At 44.9% G+C, this 18,599-nt stretch carries 17 protein-coding genes and 2 pseudogenes; 13 read left to right on the top strand and 6 right to left on the bottom strand.

Going from position 1 to position 18,599, the window contains the following annotated elements:
* Positions 1-263: 263 nt before the first annotated feature.
* From BJP34_RS35345 to BJP34_RS35325, 6 genes and pseudogenes are all read left to right on the top strand, one after another.
* Positions 264-1,034, top strand: a pseudogene (locus tag BJP34_RS35345) (RNA-guided endonuclease InsQ/TnpB family protein); the annotation flags it as partial.
* Positions 1,035-1,847: 813 nt separating this feature from the next.
* Entirely contained in the window at positions 1,848-2,777 is a 930-nt protein-coding gene (locus tag BJP34_RS50650; RefSeq protein ID WP_418904091.1) for a reverse transcriptase domain-containing protein, read from the top strand.
* An 81-nt stretch (positions 2,778-2,858) separates the two neighbouring features.
* Entirely contained in the window at positions 2,859-3,473 is a 615-nt protein-coding gene (locus BJP34_RS50645) for an HNH endonuclease (protein WP_083305514.1), read from the top strand.
* Between the two features lie 90 nt (positions 3,474-3,563).
* Positions 3,564-4,033 (top strand): annotated as a pseudogene (locus tag BJP34_RS38240) (RNA-guided endonuclease InsQ/TnpB family protein); the annotation flags it as partial.
* Between the two features lie 133 nt (positions 4,034-4,166).
* Positions 4,167-5,369 carry a 1-acyl-sn-glycerol-3-phosphate acyltransferase gene (locus BJP34_RS35330; RefSeq protein WP_070396369.1) on the top strand — a complete coding sequence of 401 codons (1,203 nt, stop codon included), beginning with the start codon at positions 4,167-4,169 and terminating at the stop codon, positions 5,367-5,369.
* 143 nt (positions 5,370-5,512) lie between these two features.
* The gene (locus tag BJP34_RS35325; RefSeq protein ID WP_070396368.1) at positions 5,513-6,028 is read left to right on the top strand and encodes a DUF4149 domain-containing protein; all 516 of its coding nucleotides are present in this window, start codon (positions 5,513-5,515) and stop codon (positions 6,026-6,028) included.
* Positions 6,029-6,239: 211 nt separating this feature from the next.
* Here BJP34_RS35325 and BJP34_RS35320 read toward each other — a convergent pair whose 3' ends face one another.
* Together BJP34_RS35320 and BJP34_RS35315 are read right to left on the bottom strand one after the other, a co-directional pair.
* Positions 6,240-6,527 carry a TMEM165/GDT1 family protein gene (locus BJP34_RS35320; RefSeq protein WP_070396367.1) on the bottom strand — a complete coding sequence of 96 codons (288 nt, stop codon included), beginning with the start codon at positions 6,525-6,527 and terminating at the stop codon, positions 6,240-6,242.
* A 100-nt stretch (positions 6,528-6,627) separates the two neighbouring features.
* Positions 6,628-6,969: a TMEM165/GDT1 family protein gene (locus BJP34_RS35315; RefSeq protein WP_324610998.1), complete on the bottom strand. Its 342-nt coding sequence runs from the start codon at positions 6,967-6,969 to the stop codon at positions 6,628-6,630.
* 171 nt (positions 6,970-7,140) lie between these two features.
* On the opposite strand from BJP34_RS35315, the gene psaK reads away from it, so the two are divergent.
* Entirely contained in the window at positions 7,141-7,416 is a 276-nt protein-coding gene (psaK, locus tag BJP34_RS35310) for a photosystem I reaction center subunit PsaK (RefSeq protein WP_044492231.1), read from the top strand.
* 410 nt (positions 7,417-7,826) lie between these two features.
* Here the strand turns inward: psaK and cbiM are convergent, their stop codons facing one another.
* From cbiM to BJP34_RS45900, 4 genes are all read right to left on the bottom strand, one after another.
* Positions 7,827-8,504 carry a cobalt transporter CbiM gene (gene cbiM / locus BJP34_RS35305; protein ID WP_070396365.1) on the bottom strand — a complete coding sequence of 226 codons (678 nt, stop codon included), beginning with the start codon at positions 8,502-8,504 and terminating at the stop codon, positions 7,827-7,829.
* Complete coding sequence (locus BJP34_RS35300) at positions 8,491-8,967, bottom strand: carboxypeptidase-like regulatory domain-containing protein (RefSeq protein ID WP_229424183.1); 477 nt, start codon at positions 8,965-8,967, stop codon at positions 8,491-8,493. Before BJP34_RS35300 ends, cbiM begins: the two co-directional genes overlap by 14 nt.
* 496 nt (positions 8,968-9,463) lie before the next feature.
* Positions 9,464-10,273, bottom strand: coding sequence for a DUF4382 domain-containing protein (locus BJP34_RS35295; RefSeq protein WP_083305704.1), 810 nt, complete (start codon positions 10,271-10,273; stop codon positions 9,464-9,466).
* 84 nt (positions 10,274-10,357) lie between these two features.
* Complete coding sequence (locus tag BJP34_RS45900; RefSeq protein WP_168166542.1) at positions 10,358-10,513, bottom strand: hypothetical protein; 156 nt, start codon at positions 10,511-10,513, stop codon at positions 10,358-10,360.
* Positions 10,514-10,955: 442 nt separating this feature from the next.
* Between BJP34_RS45900 and BJP34_RS35290 the strand changes: the two genes are divergently transcribed.
* The 6 genes from BJP34_RS35290 (at position 10,956) to BJP34_RS35270 (ending at position 18,400) form a co-directional block, all read left to right on the top strand.
* The gene (locus tag BJP34_RS35290; protein WP_143727926.1) at positions 10,956-11,600 is read left to right on the top strand and encodes a helix-turn-helix domain-containing protein; all 645 of its coding nucleotides are present in this window, start codon (positions 10,956-10,958) and stop codon (positions 11,598-11,600) included.
* Positions 11,593-14,370 carry a peptidase domain-containing ABC transporter gene (locus BJP34_RS35285; RefSeq protein WP_070396362.1) on the top strand — a complete coding sequence of 926 codons (2,778 nt, stop codon included), beginning with the start codon at positions 11,593-11,595 and terminating at the stop codon, positions 14,368-14,370. Before BJP34_RS35290 ends, BJP34_RS35285 begins: the two co-directional genes overlap by 8 nt.
* Positions 14,371-14,682: 312 nt before the next feature.
* A complete protein-coding gene (locus BJP34_RS35280) occupies positions 14,683-16,266 on the top strand; it encodes an HlyD family efflux transporter periplasmic adaptor subunit (RefSeq protein ID WP_202972055.1) in 1,584 nt (527 codons plus the stop codon).
* Positions 16,267-16,795: 529 nt separating this feature from the next.
* The gene (locus BJP34_RS38235) at positions 16,796-17,098 is read left to right on the top strand and encodes a hypothetical protein (RefSeq protein WP_158517656.1); all 303 of its coding nucleotides are present in this window, start codon (positions 16,796-16,798) and stop codon (positions 17,096-17,098) included.
* Between the two features lie 369 nt (positions 17,099-17,467).
* Positions 17,468-17,599 carry a hypothetical protein gene (locus BJP34_RS49895; RefSeq protein ID WP_267876453.1) on the top strand — a complete coding sequence of 44 codons (132 nt, stop codon included), beginning with the start codon at positions 17,468-17,470 and terminating at the stop codon, positions 17,597-17,599.
* A 45-nt stretch (positions 17,600-17,644) separates the two neighbouring features.
* Positions 17,645-18,400 (top strand): peptidylprolyl isomerase, encoded by a 756-nt coding sequence (locus BJP34_RS35270; RefSeq protein WP_070396360.1) that lies wholly within the window; start codon positions 17,645-17,647, stop codon positions 18,398-18,400.
* The last annotated feature ends 199 nt before the right edge of the window (positions 18,401-18,599 follow it).

The raw sequence follows: 18,599 nt of genomic DNA, 5'->3' as shown, positions 1-18,599 counted from the left end.
AATAGACAATTCTAAGGTGAAAGCTTAGTAGGCAAAGCATAATTGATCCGTATAACTATGGCATCTATCTGTAGTTAGGAAAATCCCGAAGGGAGCGAAGGTGGGGAAGATTGACCAAAAACCCTGAGGGCGAAAGCCCCTGGATTCTATCCATGGGGTTAGCCCGAACAGGAATTTATTCCCTAACAGCGATACGAACTTTTGCCCGCTCGTTATCGGCTATAATAGTAAGTAAGGCAAACGAACCAAGGAGGTGATTTCAGGTGTTGGTAATGGAGTTCAAGGCTGTCCTTAAAGAGCCTCAAAAATTAGCGATAAACGAAGCTATTAGAACGGCTCGTTTTGTTCGGAATAAGGTGCTTAGGTACTGGATGGACAATCGCGGGACAGGGAAGAAAGAACTCTATCGTTACAACACTCAACTAAGAGATGAATTTGAATTTGTCAAAGACCTTAACAGTCATGCTTGCCAAACCTCTGTCGAGAACGTAGAACGTGCTATCAAGCGATTCTTTGACAACTGCAAGAAGAAAGTCCCTGGAAACAAGGGCTATCCTCGCTTTAAGAAACATTCTAGGTCAGTTGAATATAAGCAATCCGGGTGGAAGTTATCCCCAGACAAGAAGTCCATAAACTTCACCGACAAAAAGGGAATCGGGAAAGTCAAACTAAAGGGTACCTGGGACTTGTGGCGTTTCGAACAGAAACTAATCAAACGAGTTCGTATAGTCAAAAAAGCTGATGGATATTACGTCCAGTTTTGCGTGAAAGCAGATAATTTAGAGCAGTTAGAAGCTACTGGCTTCACTGTGGGTTTAGACGTAGGTCTAAAAGAGTTTTACACAGACTCTGATGGTCACTCAGAACCAAACCCTAGGTTCTATCGTAAAGGTGAGAAACGTTTAAAGTTTTATCAACGTCGAGTTTCCCGAAAAAAGAAAGGCTCATCTAACCGTAAAAAAGCCATCAATAGACTAGGTAGACAGCACCTTAAAATAAGTAGGCAGCGTGAAGAACATGCTAAGAGACTGGCTAGAAGTTACCGCAAGAAGAGTGCAGCCAAAGCAAGTTGGTAGGCTATGCATCAAAGGTGACAGGTTTTGTTGTAAGGCTGCACTCTTCTAAGGTTTCGTCTCCGGCACGTTGCGTGATCCGTTCGCGTAGCGTCGGCTGAGGCCGTAGGCCACGCTACGCGAACGCCGAATCTAACGACTTGGTCGCCTATGTTCGCGCAGCGTGCCGTAAGGCAAGATTTAAGGATTAAGAACTTAGTAAAAAATCACTGTCTCGCTAAGTGTGCGGCTCGTTCCAGTCAGGAGCCTTTAGAAAGTAAAGGGGTATGGACTGGGGGATTCGCGAGGAACTAACTCCTCAAAATCCTAACTGTCCATTTGATACAGGTGAAAGTCCTGTCCTTGAAGAGACAAGTGACTTCCTATCTGGCCACACCGAGGAGGAGGCAACCTACCAGAGTGAAGCTGGCAGCAGGGCGCAATCAGAGAGAAAGACAGATGTCTCACACTGGCGCGCTTTGGAGAGACGACACGGGTAAATAATTCCTAGAAAAGTGTCTTAGAGACAAGCCATAATCTGTCAAAAACATATGGTCTTCATCCTCATATTCTCACAGCATTTCGTTTAGGATAGCTGTAATCTCCGAGAAGAGGGTAGGCAAAGTGGAATGCCCTAAATCGTCAGAACAATCGAATGGATGGAACGAGTAAAAACGATGGCAATTAGAGGTCTGGGGAAAGGTCGAATCCCCGGTAAGTTATGCCAAACTTAATCCCTCCCATCGGGTAGGATGACTCCAAAACTGGGGTCGGGTATTCAGAATATACAAATCAATGAAGAGCATAGTTAGACACATGACAAAACATAGTGAACTTTGGAGAGGACAAAAGTGGAAACATCTCCGCCGCCACCTTTTCCGCCTACAGAGACGAGTATATAAAGCGGTTCAAGCGGGCGACCTACGGAAAGCAAGGTCTCTACAAAAACTGATTTTGAAATCCCGTTCAGCACAGTTATTGGCCATCCGTCAAGTGACCCAACTAAATCAGGGTAAGAAAACCGCCGGAATAGACGGCAAAATAGCTCTAACCTACAAGGAAAGGTTTGGGGTACTTGAAAAGCTAGGCGACCGTGCGGAGAACTGGACGCACCAAGGGTTAAGGGAAATACCCATACCCAAGAAAAATGGGAGCACTAGAATGCTGAAAGTCCCCACGATATCTGACAGAGCATGGCAATGTCTGGCCAAATTTGCTCTAGAACCAGCACATGAAGCGACCTTTCACCCTCGGAGTTACGGGTTTAGGACTGGTCGTAGCGCACACGATGCCCAAACATACATATATGAGAACTTAAGTTCAAATAAGAAGGGTATCGATAAAAGAGTAATCGAACTAGATATAAAGAAATGCTTTGACAGGATATCACACCAATCCATAATGAAACGTATAATTGCTCCACAAGGACTAAAAACAGGAATATTCCGATGCTTAAAAGCAGGAATAAATCCAGAGTTCCCAGAGCAAGGTACGCCACAGGGAGGAGTAGTAAGCCCACTATTAGCAAACATTGCACTTGATGGAATAGAAGGAATACACCCATCAGTCCGTTATGCGGATGATATGATAATATTCCTAAAACCAAAAGACAAAGCTGAAAAAATACTGTCAAAAATCAAAGTATTCTTGGCAGAACGCGGGATGGAAATAAGCGTTGAAAAGACCAAGCTAACCAAAACGACAGACGGATTTGACTTCCTATGAAGTTACCGTAAGAATAAAGAAGCCTTTACAGGGGACAGACTATGCAAAAAAGGGTTAAAAATTATTAATTAAGGCTTCTTTATTCTAAGGTTTCGTCTCCTGGGCTGGCACTTCCGAGTCCAGAAAAATGGAAAACTTCGTAGCACCCCGTCAGAGGAAAATTACAAAGCACTCCTTAAGAAAGTCAAAAATGTAGTCAACAGCTCGAACTATGGCGCAAAAGCTAAAGCTGAAAAATTAGCTCCTATCATTCGTGGATGGAGGAACTACCACAGGTGGTGCAAGATGGATGGTTCCCGGAATAGCCTATGGTACGCAAATGAAGCAGCCCGTAGGAAATTCAAAAAGGAAAAGAAAATCAACAAGCACGAAGCCGTAAGGCTAGTGAACAAAGCATTCCCGACAGTTCCTCACGAACAATTTGGACACACAATGGTTAAAGGGGCTAAGTCCCCTTATGACGGAGACTTAGTCTACTGGAGCAAGCGCAACAGTAAGTTATACAACAATGCTACCGCGAAAGCTTTAACTAAACAAAGCCATTCCTGTGGACATTGCGGACTAAAGTTCTTAAGCGACGAATCTGTACACCTTCATCACATTGATGGAAACCACGACAATTGGAAGCCTAAGAACCTAATGGCCGTACACCAGAGTTGTCACCAACTCATCCACGGGAGCAAGCTTAAAAGCTAGGATATCTAGGAGCCGTGTGAGGCGAAAGTTTCATGCACGGATTTGAAGGAGAGGTGCCCTAGGGTAATACCTAGGCATCGACTCTAACCTATTAATGATGCAGGTTGGTATAACTTTCGGGAGTGGTTGGAGTATTTTGGAAAAAAGTTTGGCCGGATAACTGTTGCAGTAAATCCGGCTTACACAAGCCAGAACTGCTCTGAGTGCGGCGAAATAGTCAAGAAGTCATTATCGACTAGAACCCATGTCTGTAAATGTGGGTGTCAGTTAGACCGCGATTCGGCGAAGCCGACGCTACGCGAACATAATGCCGCCAAAAACATCCTAACTAGAGCCTTGAGTACCGTGGGGTTTGAAGTTACCGTAAGTAGAGTGGAGCCTTTACAGGGGACTGGCTATGAGAAAAAGGGTCAAAACTTATTAACTAAGGCTCCACTCTACTAAGGTTTCGTTTCCGGCACACGGGAACTTTAATTAACGCTCCGGGAGAATCGACCTCTACTCTTCTTGGTTGCGACCTGGTTGAGCAAGTTGGCTCGTTGAACCGAGAATCCCCCTGATTCTATCAGTGGGGAGTGTCAAACAATGCACAATTCACAATGCACAATGGCACAATCAAGTATTTAAAGTCAAACTAGTATTTATTATCTCTGCATCTCTGTGATCTTGTGATCTACTCTTGGAATACATGCTATGTCTGTTTTGTCAAGCCCTCAATTCTATCCACCTAGGCTCAATCCCCTATTAACCCGCCTCTGTCAAGGCTTTTCTGATCTGATCGCCGATAATTTGTATCAACTGAAGTTAGTGGTTGAGTCTACGGACCTAGAGAAACTGGCTCGGTTGGAAGAGGAACGGGTGCTTTATCTCCCGAATCATCCTACCCTTGATGATGGGATAGTTCTGTTTCTGTTATCAACTAGGTTAGGGCAACTCTTTCACTATGTTGTGGCTTACGAGAGTTTCCGGGGATGGAACAAAAAATTTCTGCCCCAGATCGGAGCATACTCGATTAGACGGGGTTTAGGCGATCGCGCCAGCATTGCCCAAACCCTAACGTTACTGAAGCAACCGAGTTGTGATTTGGTGATTTTCCCCGAAGGCGGCTGCTCTTATCAAAATGATACGGTTATGCCCTTCCGAACGGGAGCGATTCAACTGCCTCTACAGGCAATGAACCAAATGGTCAAACAGGGTGAACCTGTTCCTAATCTCTATTTAGTACCCGTAAGTCTGAAGTACCACTACACTGATTCCATGAAGCCAGTGATTGATCAGACCCTGTCCCGTCTAGAGAAGGCGTTGAACATTAATGCGATCGCACCAAACTTCTATGGGCGTTTACGGGGTGTGGCGGAGCAAGTCATTCTTCGCTTGGAGACTGAATACGACCTTAATCTAGACCAAACCACTCTAGACCAAACCACTCAGATGGATTGGAACCAAAGGATTAACAAGCTCAAAACTCATCTGTTGAGTGAGTGTGAACAGAAGCTAGAGCTAACACCGGCAAGCATGACACCAAGCCGAGAACGAGTGTATAAAATTCAGTCAGTCTTAAAATCCCGTGCTCAAGAGTTAGAACAGTTTGATGAAACCACTTATGAATCAATTTACCAAGCTACTATCCGCCTGCTGAATTTCGATGCAATTTACGATGGTTATGTTGCGGCTTCCCCTACCCCAGAGCGTTTTTTGGATACTCTGACTCGACTAGAGCGGGAAGTGTTTAAGTTTGATCGACCTTTGGTGAAAGGACACCGCAAAGCGATGGTCCGCATTGGAGACCCCATAAACATCAAAGAGCATTTTGAGTCCTACAGACAAAACCGAGCAGGAACAGTGGAGATGTTAACCCAACAACTACAACAGACAGTTCAAGAAAATTTATCGTAAATATATGCGCTACGCGCATATGTTTACCTGACAATTAAGTTAAAATTTGTTTGCAAAAATACTTTTTTTTGCAAAAATACTTCACACTTTTTGTAAAAACCATTGGTTAAGCTAAGAGCAGGATAGAAAGTAGAGGAAGTTTTATGAACGCTTTTTTTGGCGTGGATTCACAGCAAAGCCGCTGGCGAACCATTGCCATGTTTGCTTTAGGGTTTTGGCTCAGTAGCAGTTTAGTTATAGACTTTGTGATCATGCCATGCATGTCTACAGCTGGCATGATGAGTCAGGCTAGTTTTGCTACAGCTGGCTATTCAATCTTCTGGACATTTAATCGTGTTGAGCTTTTGTGTGGCGCTTTAATATTAGCCAGCCTCCTAGTCCTGCGTGGTAATTCTAATCTTTATCATTACGTCAGACGCTGGTCTATTTTATTATCCCTGCTCATGGTAGGGATCGCAATCATTTATACCTACATCATGACACCCCAGATGAGCGCCATGGCTCTACAACTGAATCTTTTAGAGCCAGTGAGTGGCATGCCACCAGGAATGGTGCAAATGCATGAAGGCTACTGGCTCCTAGAAGCAATCAAGTTAATGGCAGGGACTACACTACTTAGTTGGTGCTATCAAGACTATCGTAGATTGGTCTGTTCGTAACTTGCTCCCACACTCCCCCTAACCCTCAGGGCTGTTTCTTGCGTCCAACTAACAATCTGATTTGTGGGGAGGTGGGGAGATAGGGAGATAGGGGGAATTTTTATAAATAAGGTATTTTTCACCTTAAAAATACCCTCTCCCCATCACCCCAGCTCCCTTTCACCCGATTGACCTGAAAATTTATTCCTGAAAATCTCTGAGGGGGGGTGGATTAATCCTCCACCGTTCCTTCTGAAGGCCACAATAGCCGTAATGCCATCAAAGCAAAGCCAATGGCTGCGATCGCTTTTAGTAGACGAGTAGGCAATAGATGAGCCACCCCTCCCCCAGCGACTACACCCAGAAAGCTAGCCAGTATCAGTGCCGCTATAGTTCCCAAAAACACAGTACGGGGGGAATTGAGACTACCACTCAGTGCGATCGCAGCAAATTGGCTTTTGTCTCCAATTTCAGCTAAAAATACAGTTAGGAAACTTAGTCCTAGTAATTGCCAATCCATCCTCTAACCTTCAACCTCCAACCTTCAACCTTCAACATCTAACCTTCAACATCCAACCTTCAACCTTCAACCTTCAACCTTCAACCATCTAACTAATTAACTAATTCAGTTTGATTGCGTCCCACAGAAGCATAACTGATATCAACAGTAAAAGTGTTCCGGCAGCAGTATCCATCATCTCAGGGGAGAAGCGCTTAGCCAGCCAATGACCAATCAGTACACCTAGCAAACTAGTAGATATCAGTGCTGCGGCAGCACCAACAAACACAATCCATGGAGACTGGGATTCGGCAGTGATGAGTAGTGTTGCCAATTGGGTCTTGTCGCCCATCTCGGCTAGAAAGATAGTTAGGAAGGTTGAACTAAATATTCCCCATACAGCCATCTGCTTTGCTTTTACTGGCTGACTCTGGTCAGATTGAGTCACTGGAAAACTGCTCAAGATATAGTTACTCTATACAATTTACCAAAATTTGCATAACTTTACATAAATTATGAGCCTGTGATCACTCTCCAAATGTAAATTCTTAAAACAAGTTGAGATTTTTCTCCCCGAAAATTCTTATGATTGCTTTGATTGCTGATCAATTCATAAAATATCGGAGAAACTGCATTGATTAACTCAATTTTGTTAGCTGCTGTGGAAACCTCTGTTCCGGTGACCCCGGAGTGGAGTCCCACAGTGGGGATAGTAATGATTTTGTGTAATCTGTTTGCGATTACTGTTGGTCGCTTTGCCATCAAAAACCCCGGTCAAGGCCCAGCTTTACCCGGTGCCTCTGGACTGTTTGCCAATTTTGGTATCCCTGAACTGTTGGCAACTACTAGCCTCGGTCACATTCTAGGGGCTGGTGTCATCTTAGGTCTGGCCACTAGTGGTGTTCTCTAAGCTCTAAAAAAGGACTTGGCTCCAGGGGAAGAGAGGGGAGAGGGGCTCATAAGGGTAGGTTTTTTACTTTGACCTCAGGTGTGGGGTATTGGGTGTGGGGTGTGGGGTGTGGGGGTACAGACAAGCGATGCAGTGGCCTCACGGGGGTTTCCCCCACTCGCGCAAAGCATGGCTGACAATGATAATTGAAGAGCGATGCTAATGGTGCGACAATAAGCGCGAATTTAATTACGGGTCAAGGGCACCATTACCTTCACGCGGGGGTTTCCCCCTGTTCCCTTGCTGCATCGCTTTCTTATCACCCACACCCTACACCCCACCCCCTACACCCCACACCTCACGTCTTTGTTAAAAACCTACCCCTGTGAGGGGGAGAGGGGGCAGTGGGAGAAGCCCCAAGTCATCGAAAATTATTTTTGACTTTTGATATTGTATTTGCTTCCCCTTCCCGATTCCCCTAGCAATTCTGGTTGAACTCGCTGCAAAAATAACACGACTGCCGCTGAAAACGACCCCTCAATAACCATCAGGGGAATATGAGCAACCATGAGCCCGTAAATTGCTGTCCGTTCTGCTGCCACATTAAAATTAGCAGGAATATTGGTAATGACTAGGACGAAAAATATTAGGGTCGCCACTCCCAAGCCAGCAGCACCGGCCAAGAAGCTGAAGATAGCAGTAACAATTCGATTGCCTTTACCAAATACCCGCCGCAATTGGAACAGGTGATACGCCAAGATTGCTGATACTCCCATCATCGCTGCATTTATCCCGAGGGTGGAGAGTCCACCATGCTGGAACATAACTGCTTGAAAGAACAAACCAATCAGAATGGCAGGAACAGCATAATAACCTAAAATTGCCCCTAACAAGCCATTGAGGACAAAATGGACACTTGCTGGTGGGATGGGCAGGTGAATTGAGGATGCTACAAAAAAGGCAGCGGTCAGTAAGGAAGCTCTGGGAATTGCCTCCTGAGGGTTTTTATGTTGATCAATTCGACGTAGGGCATACCAAGTGAGTCCACCAGTAGCTGCATAACCAGCGAGACAGACAGAAGCAGGGAGAATACCATCAGGAATGTGCATTAGTTTTCCTCCCTAAGAAAAAGAGTGCTGTACCCACAAATCCCCAGACACCAGCAGCTGCCATGAGCATTCTCTGAACAGGGGTGTAACTAGGACTGGTTGATGAGATCATTAGGGAGTTCCCTGCTGCTGATGAGTGACCCGCTACAGCAGAATTATCTTCACCGAGAGTAAGAGTAATCATGCCACCGTGACCAGCTTGGCGCACCTGAATTGTCCAATTTCCCTGCTGAGCGTAATCGGGAGCAAAGATAAACCTGCCGTTGGTGTCACTAGTCCCTGTCTGCCAAGGAGTGGTAGGATTATTGGGAGCATAAATCGTTACTTGGGCATTGGGCATCGGTTGACCAGTGTCGTATTTAGCATTAATCTCAATGGCCTCGATAGTTTTAGATTCAAGCTTAGTGCCGTGAGCCTCAGCATTGACTGACCAACTCAAGACAGAAACTAGGCTCAGTAGCATCAAACCTTTCCACTTCATCCTTAATTCTTGACTGTTGAGTGTTGACTGTTAAGCTAGTGTGCATTTAATTGGCATATTTTCTACTTAAGGCCTTTGGCCACGCTACGCGAACGGGAAAACTCCTCAATCCCTCTGACCCTCTGCGAATCTCCCACTCTCCCCCTCTTCAAGAGTCATGCAAAGCGCGATTGGTCAGAGCTGATCAGGTTTGATTTTTCAGCGTTGCTGAATCAAGGAATGAATGCGCGATCATCTGGTTTTGGTCAAGCCCCCGTTGGTCCCACAACTTTGCGGTGCGACCCGTGGCGAATTTAATTCGCCTACGGAAAGCGCACCGGGAGGGACGCAAGAAAGTCTTTTTCCCCCCAAAATTGGGGGGCTAGGGGGGCAAAACCATACCCAGAATCAGCAACGCCCTACCTCTCGATTTTTTCTTGTCTGGATAAGGACTCTAGGTTAAAAGACTCTGGGGTTTGGAGTAAGGGTGTTGGGTAGGTCATGACCTGGAAATTGGCATGGATGTACAGTGACCTTCACCGACATGACCTAGGTTAGGCAGAATGTCTTGAGTAAGCTGCTGATAGGTGCGAGCTGGGAGTGCTGATTTAAGCTGAGCCATTGTCACCTCTAGTTTGCCGTTCTTAGCGAGTGCAGCTAATGGCTCAAATCCGATCGCACCAGTGTTGAGGGGGTCATTAGCGGTCAAATCACTATCGCCAAAAATGTGATCGAAGTGGAAGGTAGCTTCTATGTCCGCTTCCCCATCCTTGGCTAGAATCCCTTTGCGCTGATCACCGACGAATTCACCACAGCGGTATTCAATCTCTTGGTCAAGTTTGATCACAAAATCAATGGTTTGTCCCTGCTTACTGGCTTTACCACCCATCACTAGGCTTTGATCCATTGCTGGACCAGTCTTGGCTTTGACCATTTTCCAGGAAAGAGCATTGTAATGACCAGTTGGTGCATCAGCTATCTCAGCAATCAGAATTGGCTCGGCATCCTCTCCCCCTTCCGCTAAATCGATGGTTTTGGGATTGGGGAGGATAATTTTCTCTTCGACTGAGATTTCCTTTACTTTATCGGGGTTATACGGAGGGTTAGCTTGGTAAGCTGTGATGTCTGCTAGGTTGATGTAAACCTGATCGAAAGATATTTGCCAACTGTCTTTGGAAACAAAGCCCTGTCGCACAAAATCTTCACCGTTAGCCCGAAATTGCAGCTTGCCATTTCCTGCTGTAGGCTTAGTCTCGCTCTTTGGTTTACCTTCACCACAGCCTGAGAGGAAAATTACAGCTATAACCATTATATTTACCCATATTTGCACCTTTTTGACCATGATTATGCGATCGCTTCTACCTTCGCTTCTACCTTAATTAGTATACAAAACTTAATAAAACTCAGTTTTGGGGTAATTTACAATGCCCCTCTCCCCCATCTGCCCACTGCCCACTGCCCCATCTGCCCACACTTTCCTATCTCCCCACACTTCCCACACTTCCCACACTCCCCCCTCTCGACCCACACCCCCGCGCCCGGGATACATCACTATTTTCAGTAATTTAGCTGATGGTTTTAAGACAAATGGCTGAGGTTTATTAAAAAAAAATAATATTATCCGTTGATTTTGAGCAGTTTTCAGTTTAACTTCACAGAATCTTCCTCAAGATTAACATGATTTTTATATAAAAATAGCGGTTTTTTCTGTTATTTGTAGATCCAAGTAGCCTATCTAACGGTCATCAAAATAGTTCCTATAAATTCATGAATTGTTCATAAAGTTTAGCAGTTATAAAAAAAAATATGTAGACTAATTTTAAACTAATCATGTAGACTAATTACTTAGCAAAATAATCCGCAACCAAAGCAATTAACACAGCTTAAATTATCAATTAATTTAGTTTGCCAATCAAAAATAGAAGCTTTAAGTGGCAAACTATGACCGAGTCAACTTGAGGATGAAGCGATAATCAACAGACCCATTAGTTATGGCTATCTTAGGACATCAATTACGAGATAAATTACGAGCTGACCAAAAGGGTGCAGGTAGTACTACAGGGAGATATTTAACCCCATTTCAACAAAAACTTCTGCAAAAAAGTTTGGAATTGGATATATCAGAAAAATACCGTCAGCGTATTCAAATTATGCTGCTGGCGGATCAGGGGAAATCTCAAGCTGAAATTCGCCAAGCCTTAGGCTGTTGCCCAGCGACAGCTAGGCATTGGATCCTGATGGCTCGGACTGGTCAAGCACTCAATTGGCAGGATAATCCCATTGGTCGCCCTAAGGCGGTTAATGAGCAATATCTTGAACGGTTACAGGAACTGGTAAAACAGAGTCCTAGGGACTGTGGCTATTCATTTCGGCGCTGGACAGCTCATTGGTTGAGTAAGCATTTGGCTAAGGAATTGGGGGTTGAAATTACCCCTCGCCATGTGAATCGGTTGCTCAAAGAGATGGGATTGTCCACTCGACCGAGAAAATCCAGTAAGGCTCAGTCAAAGACGACTGAGAATGGGATGAGTGGGGTTAGCATTATGATTCATGACTTGCAATCGGCTGTTCTCCCTGATTCTTCACCGATTATGCTCTCTTACACAAATAGGATAACCCTGAGTACCAATGGTTAAAAGTTCATCTGCTCCAATAATTTCTCCTCAACAATTGAGCAAGACTCTGGGATATTCTCTGTCTCCATCAGAATTCCAGCGCGTCCTAAAACGATGTCAATTCAAAGAGCCTAAGGTGGGCAAGTTTTGGCACGCAGGAACTAGTAATGCCAATAGTAATGCCAATAGTAATGCTAATAGTAATGCTGGGATCTATATCATTATCGCTGGTAAGGTGAGACTACTCAATGGGGCAGGTGAATTAATCACTACCTTGGAAACTGAGGAGTCTTTTGGCGAATTAACCTTGTTCCCAGAAGTTGACTTGGAGCCTTATTTGGCTAGAGCTTCAGTGAATTTGAAGCTGTGCTTTTTACCAGCGGATGTGGTGTTGGCTCTGATGGATCGCTATCCCCAAATCCGAGACCATTTGTGGAATACAGCACAATTGCGAGACTCCCAGTGCCAAATGCGATCCTCTGAAAGAGCCGCTACGGGAACGCAAAATCCTACCTCCGCTCACTCCGCCACTCCCCTCACCTCTGGATCCCCTCAAAAAACCAAGTCCCAGAAAAAAATCAAGAAAGCTTTCTTCCCTCATCCTGCTCAGCGTGTGGGACATTGGTTTCAACGGGTAAGTAGGCGCTATCCATTTTATGCTCAACAGAGTGCTAGCGATTGTGGTGCAGCCTGTTTGGTGATGGTGTCTCGCTACTGGGGCAAGCAGTTTAGTTTAAATCGCTTGCGGAAGTTGGCCAATGTCAACCGGGATGGAGCATCCCTGCGAGGACTGTGCTTTGCTGCGGAAAGTGTTGGCTTTTCCACTCGTCCGGTGCAAGCTAGTTTCGATGAGTTGGCGAAGCAGAAGTTACCAGCAATTGTTCACTGGGAGGGGAAACATTTTATTGTTGTCTATGAGATTACTAAAACCCATGTGGTGGTATGTGACCCAGCTCTTGAGCAACGCACCCTCACCCATCGCGAGTTTAATCAGGATTGGAGCGGTTATGCCCTGCTACTGGAACCAACCCTAAAGTTTAAGGATACTAAGGCGTCCTCTACATCTGTCTGGCAGTTTTTTGAGTTAATTAAGCCTCATTGGGTGATGCTGGTGGAAATCTTGATAGCGTCAATATTTCTCCAGCTGTTTGGATTGGTTACGCCCATCTTCACCCAGTTGATTCTAGACCGGGTGGTGGTGCAGCGCTCACAGGTAACCTTAACAACAGTAGTACTGGGATTACTGTTGTTTAGCTTCTTCCGGGTGGCGATGACAGGGTTGCGGCAGTATCTGCTGGTTCACACGGCGAAAAGGATTGATTTGGCGCTGATAGTGGGGTTTATTCGCCATACCTTCCGATTGCCCTTGAGTTACTTTGAATCCCGTTATGTAGGAGATATCGTATCACGGGTGCAGGAAAACCGCAAGATTGAGCAGTTCATGACCGGTGAGACCTTGTCGATTCTGCTGGATTTGCTCACTGTCTTTATCTATGGGGGCATGATGTTTTCCTACAACTCGCAGATGGCACTGGTAGCGCTAGTGATTGTACCACCATTTTCGATCTTGGCATTGGTGACCGCACCATTTTTACGACGGATTTCTCGGGAAATTTTCTATGCCAGTACTAAGCAGAATAGTTATTTGATTGAAGCTCTGTCTGGAGTAAGGACGGTGAAAGCCTCGGCGGTAGAACAGACAGTGCGGTGGCATTGGGAGGAGTTGCTCAATAAAGCCATCAAGATTGGGTTTTCTGGACATGTGTTTAATACTCAGCTGCAAATGGTGAGTGGTACCCTCGAAGCAGTAACGAGTACCGGTTTGCTATGGTTTGGGGCGTCCCTGGTGATTAACGACCAGTTAACCATTGGACAGTTGGTAGCCTTTAATATGGTGCTAGGGAAATTTACGTCTCCGTTCCAACGCCTGACGGTGGTATGGAATAAGCTGCAGGAGGTGTTAATTTCTGTGGAACGGATTAATGATGTCCTCGATGCCGAACCGGAGGAGGATTTACAGCAGCAAGATAAGGTAACCTTAGGTCAACTCCAGGGTCATATTCGGTTTGAAAATGTCACTTTTCGCTATCACGATGACAGTGATATCAATGTACTGGAAAATCTTAGTTTTGAGGTCAAGCCTGGGCAAATGGTAGCCCTAGTCGGACGCAGTGGTTCCGGGAAAACGACGATTTCTAAGTTGGTGTTGGGGTTTTATCCCCCTACCGATGGTAAGGTGTTGATTGATGGATTGGATATTACCTCGATAACGACACAGTCCTTGCGATCGCAAATGGGAGTGGTAGACCAAGATACCTTCCTATTTGGGGGAACCATTCAGGAAAATATTAGCCTCAGTCATCCTTCCGCTGATTTAGAGCAGGTAATGAAAGCGGGCCAATTAGCAGGAGCCCATGAGTTTATTCAACAATTGCCGATGGGCTATGACACTCAGATCGGGGAAGGGGGAGGAATGTTGTCCGGGGGGCAACGACAACGGATTGCGATCGCACGAGCACTGATGGGCAATCCCAAATTGTTGGTTTTAGATGAAGCTACCTCTCATTTAGATCCAGAATCAGAACGAATTATTCAGCGAAACTTAAATACAATTTTAAAGGGACGGACGACATTAGTAATTGCTCATCGCTTATCAACAATTCGCAATGCCGATTTAATTTTAGTGATGGATAGAGGAATATTAATTGAGAGTGGAACTTATCGGGAATTGATGGAAAAGCGCGGACATTTTTATTACCTAAACCAACAACAACATACTGTAACCCAGTAATTCCTGTGTCGAGAGTGTGGGAAGTGTGGGGAGATGGGGAGATGGGGAGATGGGGGAGTGTGGGAAGTGTGGGGAGATGGGGAGATGGGGAGATGGGGAGATGGGGAGATGGGGAGATGGGGAGATAGGGAGATGGGGAGATAGGGAGTTAGATTAGCAACGGTTGTGATTTTGCCGATTTGTCACTGGCTCCCCAAGACCGCCCTGCATCGCTACTCTCGACTCCCTGCTCCCTACTCCCTACTCCCTACTCCCTACTCCCTACTCCCTACTCCCTTTGCTATATAAAAAATTACAAATAATAAATAAAAAATGACTAACTCATCGAATGGAAAAACTGCGACTAAACTCCAGGATGCTAAACAGATTGAACAGGAGTTAATGCCTACTAAACTCCAGGATGCTAAACAGATTGAGCAAAATTTAATGTCTCCCAAAGTAGAGAATTTAAATAAAGATGAATCAAGGGAGGATTGGTCTTTTGCTACCAAAGAACTTCTCGATAGTCTTCCCCAAGCTTGGACTAGAGGATTGTTGTATTTATTGGTAATATGTATTAGTGTCATTGTTCCTTGGGCAATGTTTTTTAAAATCGATGAAACTGGAAGTGCTAGGGGACGACTAGAACCCCAAGATAAGACGATTCGCTTAGATTCATCTGTGATGGGAACTGTAGCTAAACTTTATGTAAAGGAAGGAGAATCCGTAAAAACTGGGCAGAATTTAGTTGAACTAGAATCGGACTTAGTCCAGACTGAGATCCAGCAGTCCCAGAAGCGATTGGAAGGTCAACAAAATCAGCTTAATCAGTTAAAACTGATGAAAAATCAGTTAGTTATCGCCCTTCAAACTCAGGAGCAACAAAATCAAGCCCAGCAGTTGGAGAAGTTGGCCCAGGTTGAACAAGTGCGACAAACTTTAGGAGCCCTTAAGAAATCTTATAATTTACAAAAAACAGAACAATTAGCTCAGTTAAATCAGGCCAAGCAATTGCTAGATCATAGTCAACTGGCCTATAATCTAATGGAAAATCGCATGGAAAATGCGAAGCGGGAGGTGGCACGGTTTAGAGATGCATTTAATGAGGGGATTGTTTCTGAAATTCAGTTGGTAGACCGGGAAGATATGGCTCAAGATCGGCAACGGTTGTATCAACAAACCCGATCAGACCTTGAGCAAGCGAAGTTACGGTTAACAGAGCGAGAAAGTACTTATGAGCGCACCTTGCGCCAAACCGAATCAGAGATTGAACAGGCGCAATTGCGTATACGGGAGCAACAGAAAAGTTATCAGGGTTTAGTCGAAGCCGGGAAATTGGCTATACTTCGCTCTGAGGAGAATTTTAAAAATATGGAGGCAGAAATTTCTAGACTTGAGGCTGATATTGCTCAGAATAAAAGTCAGATAGAAGGGTTAAGGTTTCAGTTGTCTCAACGGGTGATCAAATCTCCGGTAAATGGGACAATATTTGATTTGCCGATTTCTGGTGCTGGTTCAGTGGTGCAGCCAGCAATGATGGTAGCAGAAATTGCCCCAGAGAATTCTTCCTTAAGTCTCAAGGCCCACATGACAACACAGGAAAGCGGTTCCTTGAAAACTGGGCTACCCGTAAAGTTGAAGTTTGATGCTTATCCCTATCAAGATTATGGGGTGCTACCAGGGGAAATTATCAGCATTTCTCCCACTACAGAGGAGGTCGATACGCCTCAGGGGAGGATAGCGGTGTATAGCTTAAACATTGCCCTGAAAAAAGACTGCATTGACTCAGGGAATAAGTGTATTCCTTTGCGTCCAGGGGATACTGCCTCTGCTGAGGTAATTGTTAGACGGCGTCGGATTATTGATTTGATTCTTGATCCGTTTAAGCAATTGCAGAAGGGGGGAATAGGACTTTAGCATTTGTATCTGGGTTGTAAACACACGAATTGCCGAAAAAGGCAAGAGGAATCCCCCCTAACCCCCCTTAATAAGGGGGGCAGGCAAGAGGCAAAAGCAAAAGAGATCCGGAGTTTTATTTTCCCAGAAAAAAAGACCATACAGATTTACATCTCAAATAGAAACGCTATAGCGCTAGGTGCAAGGCAAGAGGCAAGAGGCAAAAGTTGACGTGCATTAGCTTTTCAGCTTTGATCAATGTCCTAACCGTAATGCCTAGTGCTATAGCAGAAGTCAGAAGTCAGAAGTCAGAAGTCAGAAGTCAAACTCTTGCGCTTACTTAGGTTTGAGACTTTTGTCATGTCCTAACTGCCCTGGCGACTGGTATATATATAGCTTATGGGGTGACAAGCAGCATTATTGTAAGCATTCAGCTATCAGCCTTTGGCCTTGGCCAAAGGCCACCCTAGGCGAATGGCCACCCTAGGCGAATGGCCAATAGCTAACGTCTGAATGCTTACGCATTATTAGCCTTAGTGGGTGACCGCGTGTGGGGTATAGAGAAGCGATGCATCGCTACTTGATTAACTCTTGCCTCTTGCCTCTTGCCTCTTGCCTTTTGCCTCTTGCCTTTTGCCTCTTGCCTTTTGCCTCTTGCCTCTTGCCTCTTGCCTTTTGCCTTTTGCCTTTTGCCTCTTACCTCTTACCTCTTACCTCTTGCCTGTTACCTCTTACCTGCTCCCTGCTCCCTGCTCCCTGCTCCCTGTTCCCTGTTCCCGATTCCCGATTCCCTAGAATTTACTTAATCTTTATCAAAACCCACCGTTTTTTTGGTCTAAGGGTAAGGTCATGACCCCTGACAAGTAGGTAGCCAACTGGGGTTGGGGTTAACTCCCTAAATTCTTTCGCTAATGAATATATTTTACTGAATCTTTATCAAAAACTTTCCAGTTTTATAATATGCTATAAAGCTAGAGATGTTGAATTTTAATAATCTCAAAAAAAGCTAATCCTATAGAAATGGTTGTAAGGGTGTTTCTCAATTAAAGTAATGAGGTAAACAGTTTTTTTTATTACCTGTTGCCTGTTTAATGTTGCCTATTTAATGTTTAATTTTTATATCAATCCTCTGTTTACATTTCCAATAACAAGCTATACAATACCAATTAATAATCACTAATCACTAATTACGGCGGTTTGCATAACTATCAGGTACACAGGATTGTTATCCCTCTTCCCTCTTCTCTCTTCCCTGCTCCGTTCGCGTAGCGTGGCCAACGGCCTCAGTCCCTGCTCCGTTCGCGTAGCGTGGCCAACGGCCTCAGTCCCTAAAAATCCAGAACTTTGTACCTAACTGAATTGCAAACCGCTGTACTAATTACTAATTACGGAGTAAATTATGTCTAAACCTATTACGATTACCGAAACCGATCTGATTCAGGAACTGAAGCTATCCCGTCAAATGCGCGAACTGGTGGAAAAGATTGTCAAACACAAAATTATTACATCGGTGGTGGCAGATTTCGGAATTGAAGCAACAGAAGAGGAATTGCAGAAGGCGGCGGATAACTACCGGGTTCTGAATGACCTCCAGAGTTCGGATCAGACCTGGGAGTGGCTGCGCTACCATGGGTTGTCGTTGGAGGATTATCAGGAAATGATTCGCTACAACTTGCTGTCGGGGAAGTTGGCGGAGCATATGTTTGCGGATAAGGTAGAACCCTATTTCTATGAAAACTCGTGGGATTATGAAAAGGTGGTGATGTATGAAGTTGAAATAGAGGATGATGATTTGGCAATGGAACTGTTCTACGCTATCCAGGAAGGGGAAACGAGTTTTTTTGATGTGGCTCATCAACACATTGAGAATAAGGAGTTACGGTGCACTGGAGGCTATCGTGGAATCCTGCAGCGCCAGGATCTTCTACCGCAGGTGTCGGCTTCTGTGTTTGCGGCGACTCCCCCGCAGTTACTGAAACCAATTTTTGCGGGTGGTGTAATGCGTTTGGTTTATGTGGAAGAGATTATTAAACCTGAGTTGGATCAAGGGTTGCGGACTCAAATTATGTCGGAGTTGTTTGAGCAGTGGTTGGAGTCGAAAATGATGATGGAGCAGGTGACGATGACGTTTGATAAGGAAAAGGTAGAGGTTTAATCAGGTTGAAGGTTTAATCAGGTTGAAGGTTTAATCAGGTTGAAGGTTGAAGGTTGAAGGTTGAATAATGTTGAAGGTTATTTGGTTGTTCGCCTTTGGCGTTCGGTGAAGGGTAGGTTGTTCGCGTAGCGTGGCCTATTGGCCAAGGTTGAAGGTTGAAGGTTATTTGGTTAACTAGAGGGTTAACTAGAGCGTTTCT

Source organism: Moorena producens PAL-8-15-08-1 (assembly GCF_001767235.1).
Lineage (GTDB): Bacteria > Cyanobacteriota > Cyanobacteriia > Cyanobacteriales > Coleofasciculaceae > Moorena > Moorena producens_A.
The sequence above is the reverse complement of the archived record's forward strand: the minus strand, read 5'-3'. Positions and strand labels throughout refer to the sequence as shown.

Coding starts and splice junctions, on each gene's coding strand:
- BJP34_RS35330 (WP_070396369.1), top strand. CDS start 4,167: ATGTCTGTTTTGTCAAGCCCTCAATTCTATCCACCTAGGCTCAATCCC.
- BJP34_RS35270 (WP_070396360.1), top strand. CDS start 17,645: ATGTCTAAACCTATTACGATTACCGAAACCGATCTGATTCAGGAACTG.
- BJP34_RS45900 (WP_168166542.1), bottom strand. CDS start 10,513: ATGTATCCCGGGCGCGGGGGTGTGGGTCGAGAGGGGGGAGTGTGGGAA.
- BJP34_RS35295 (WP_083305704.1), bottom strand. CDS start 10,273: ATGGTTATAGCTGTAATTTTCCTCTCAGGCTGTGGTGAAGGTAAACCA.
- BJP34_RS35325 (WP_070396368.1), top strand. CDS start 5,513: ATGAACGCTTTTTTTGGCGTGGATTCACAGCAAAGCCGCTGGCGAACC.
- cbiM (WP_070396365.1), bottom strand. CDS start 8,504: ATGCACATTCCTGATGGTATTCTCCCTGCTTCTGTCTGTCTCGCTGGT.
- BJP34_RS35285 (WP_070396362.1), top strand. CDS start 11,593: ATGGTTAAAAGTTCATCTGCTCCAATAATTTCTCCTCAACAATTGAGC.
- BJP34_RS35300 (WP_229424183.1), bottom strand. CDS start 8,967: ATGCTACTGAGCCTAGTTTCTGTCTTGAGTTGGTCAGTCAATGCTGAG.
- BJP34_RS50650 (WP_418904091.1), top strand. CDS start 1,848: ATGAAGAGCATAGTTAGACACATGACAAAACATAGTGAACTTTGGAGA.
- BJP34_RS35290 (WP_143727926.1), top strand. CDS start 10,956: ATGGCTATCTTAGGACATCAATTACGAGATAAATTACGAGCTGACCAA.
- BJP34_RS35280 (WP_202972055.1), top strand. CDS start 14,683: ATGACTAACTCATCGAATGGAAAAACTGCGACTAAACTCCAGGATGCT.
- BJP34_RS35320 (WP_070396367.1), bottom strand. CDS start 6,527: ATGGATTGGCAATTACTAGGACTAAGTTTCCTAACTGTATTTTTAGCT.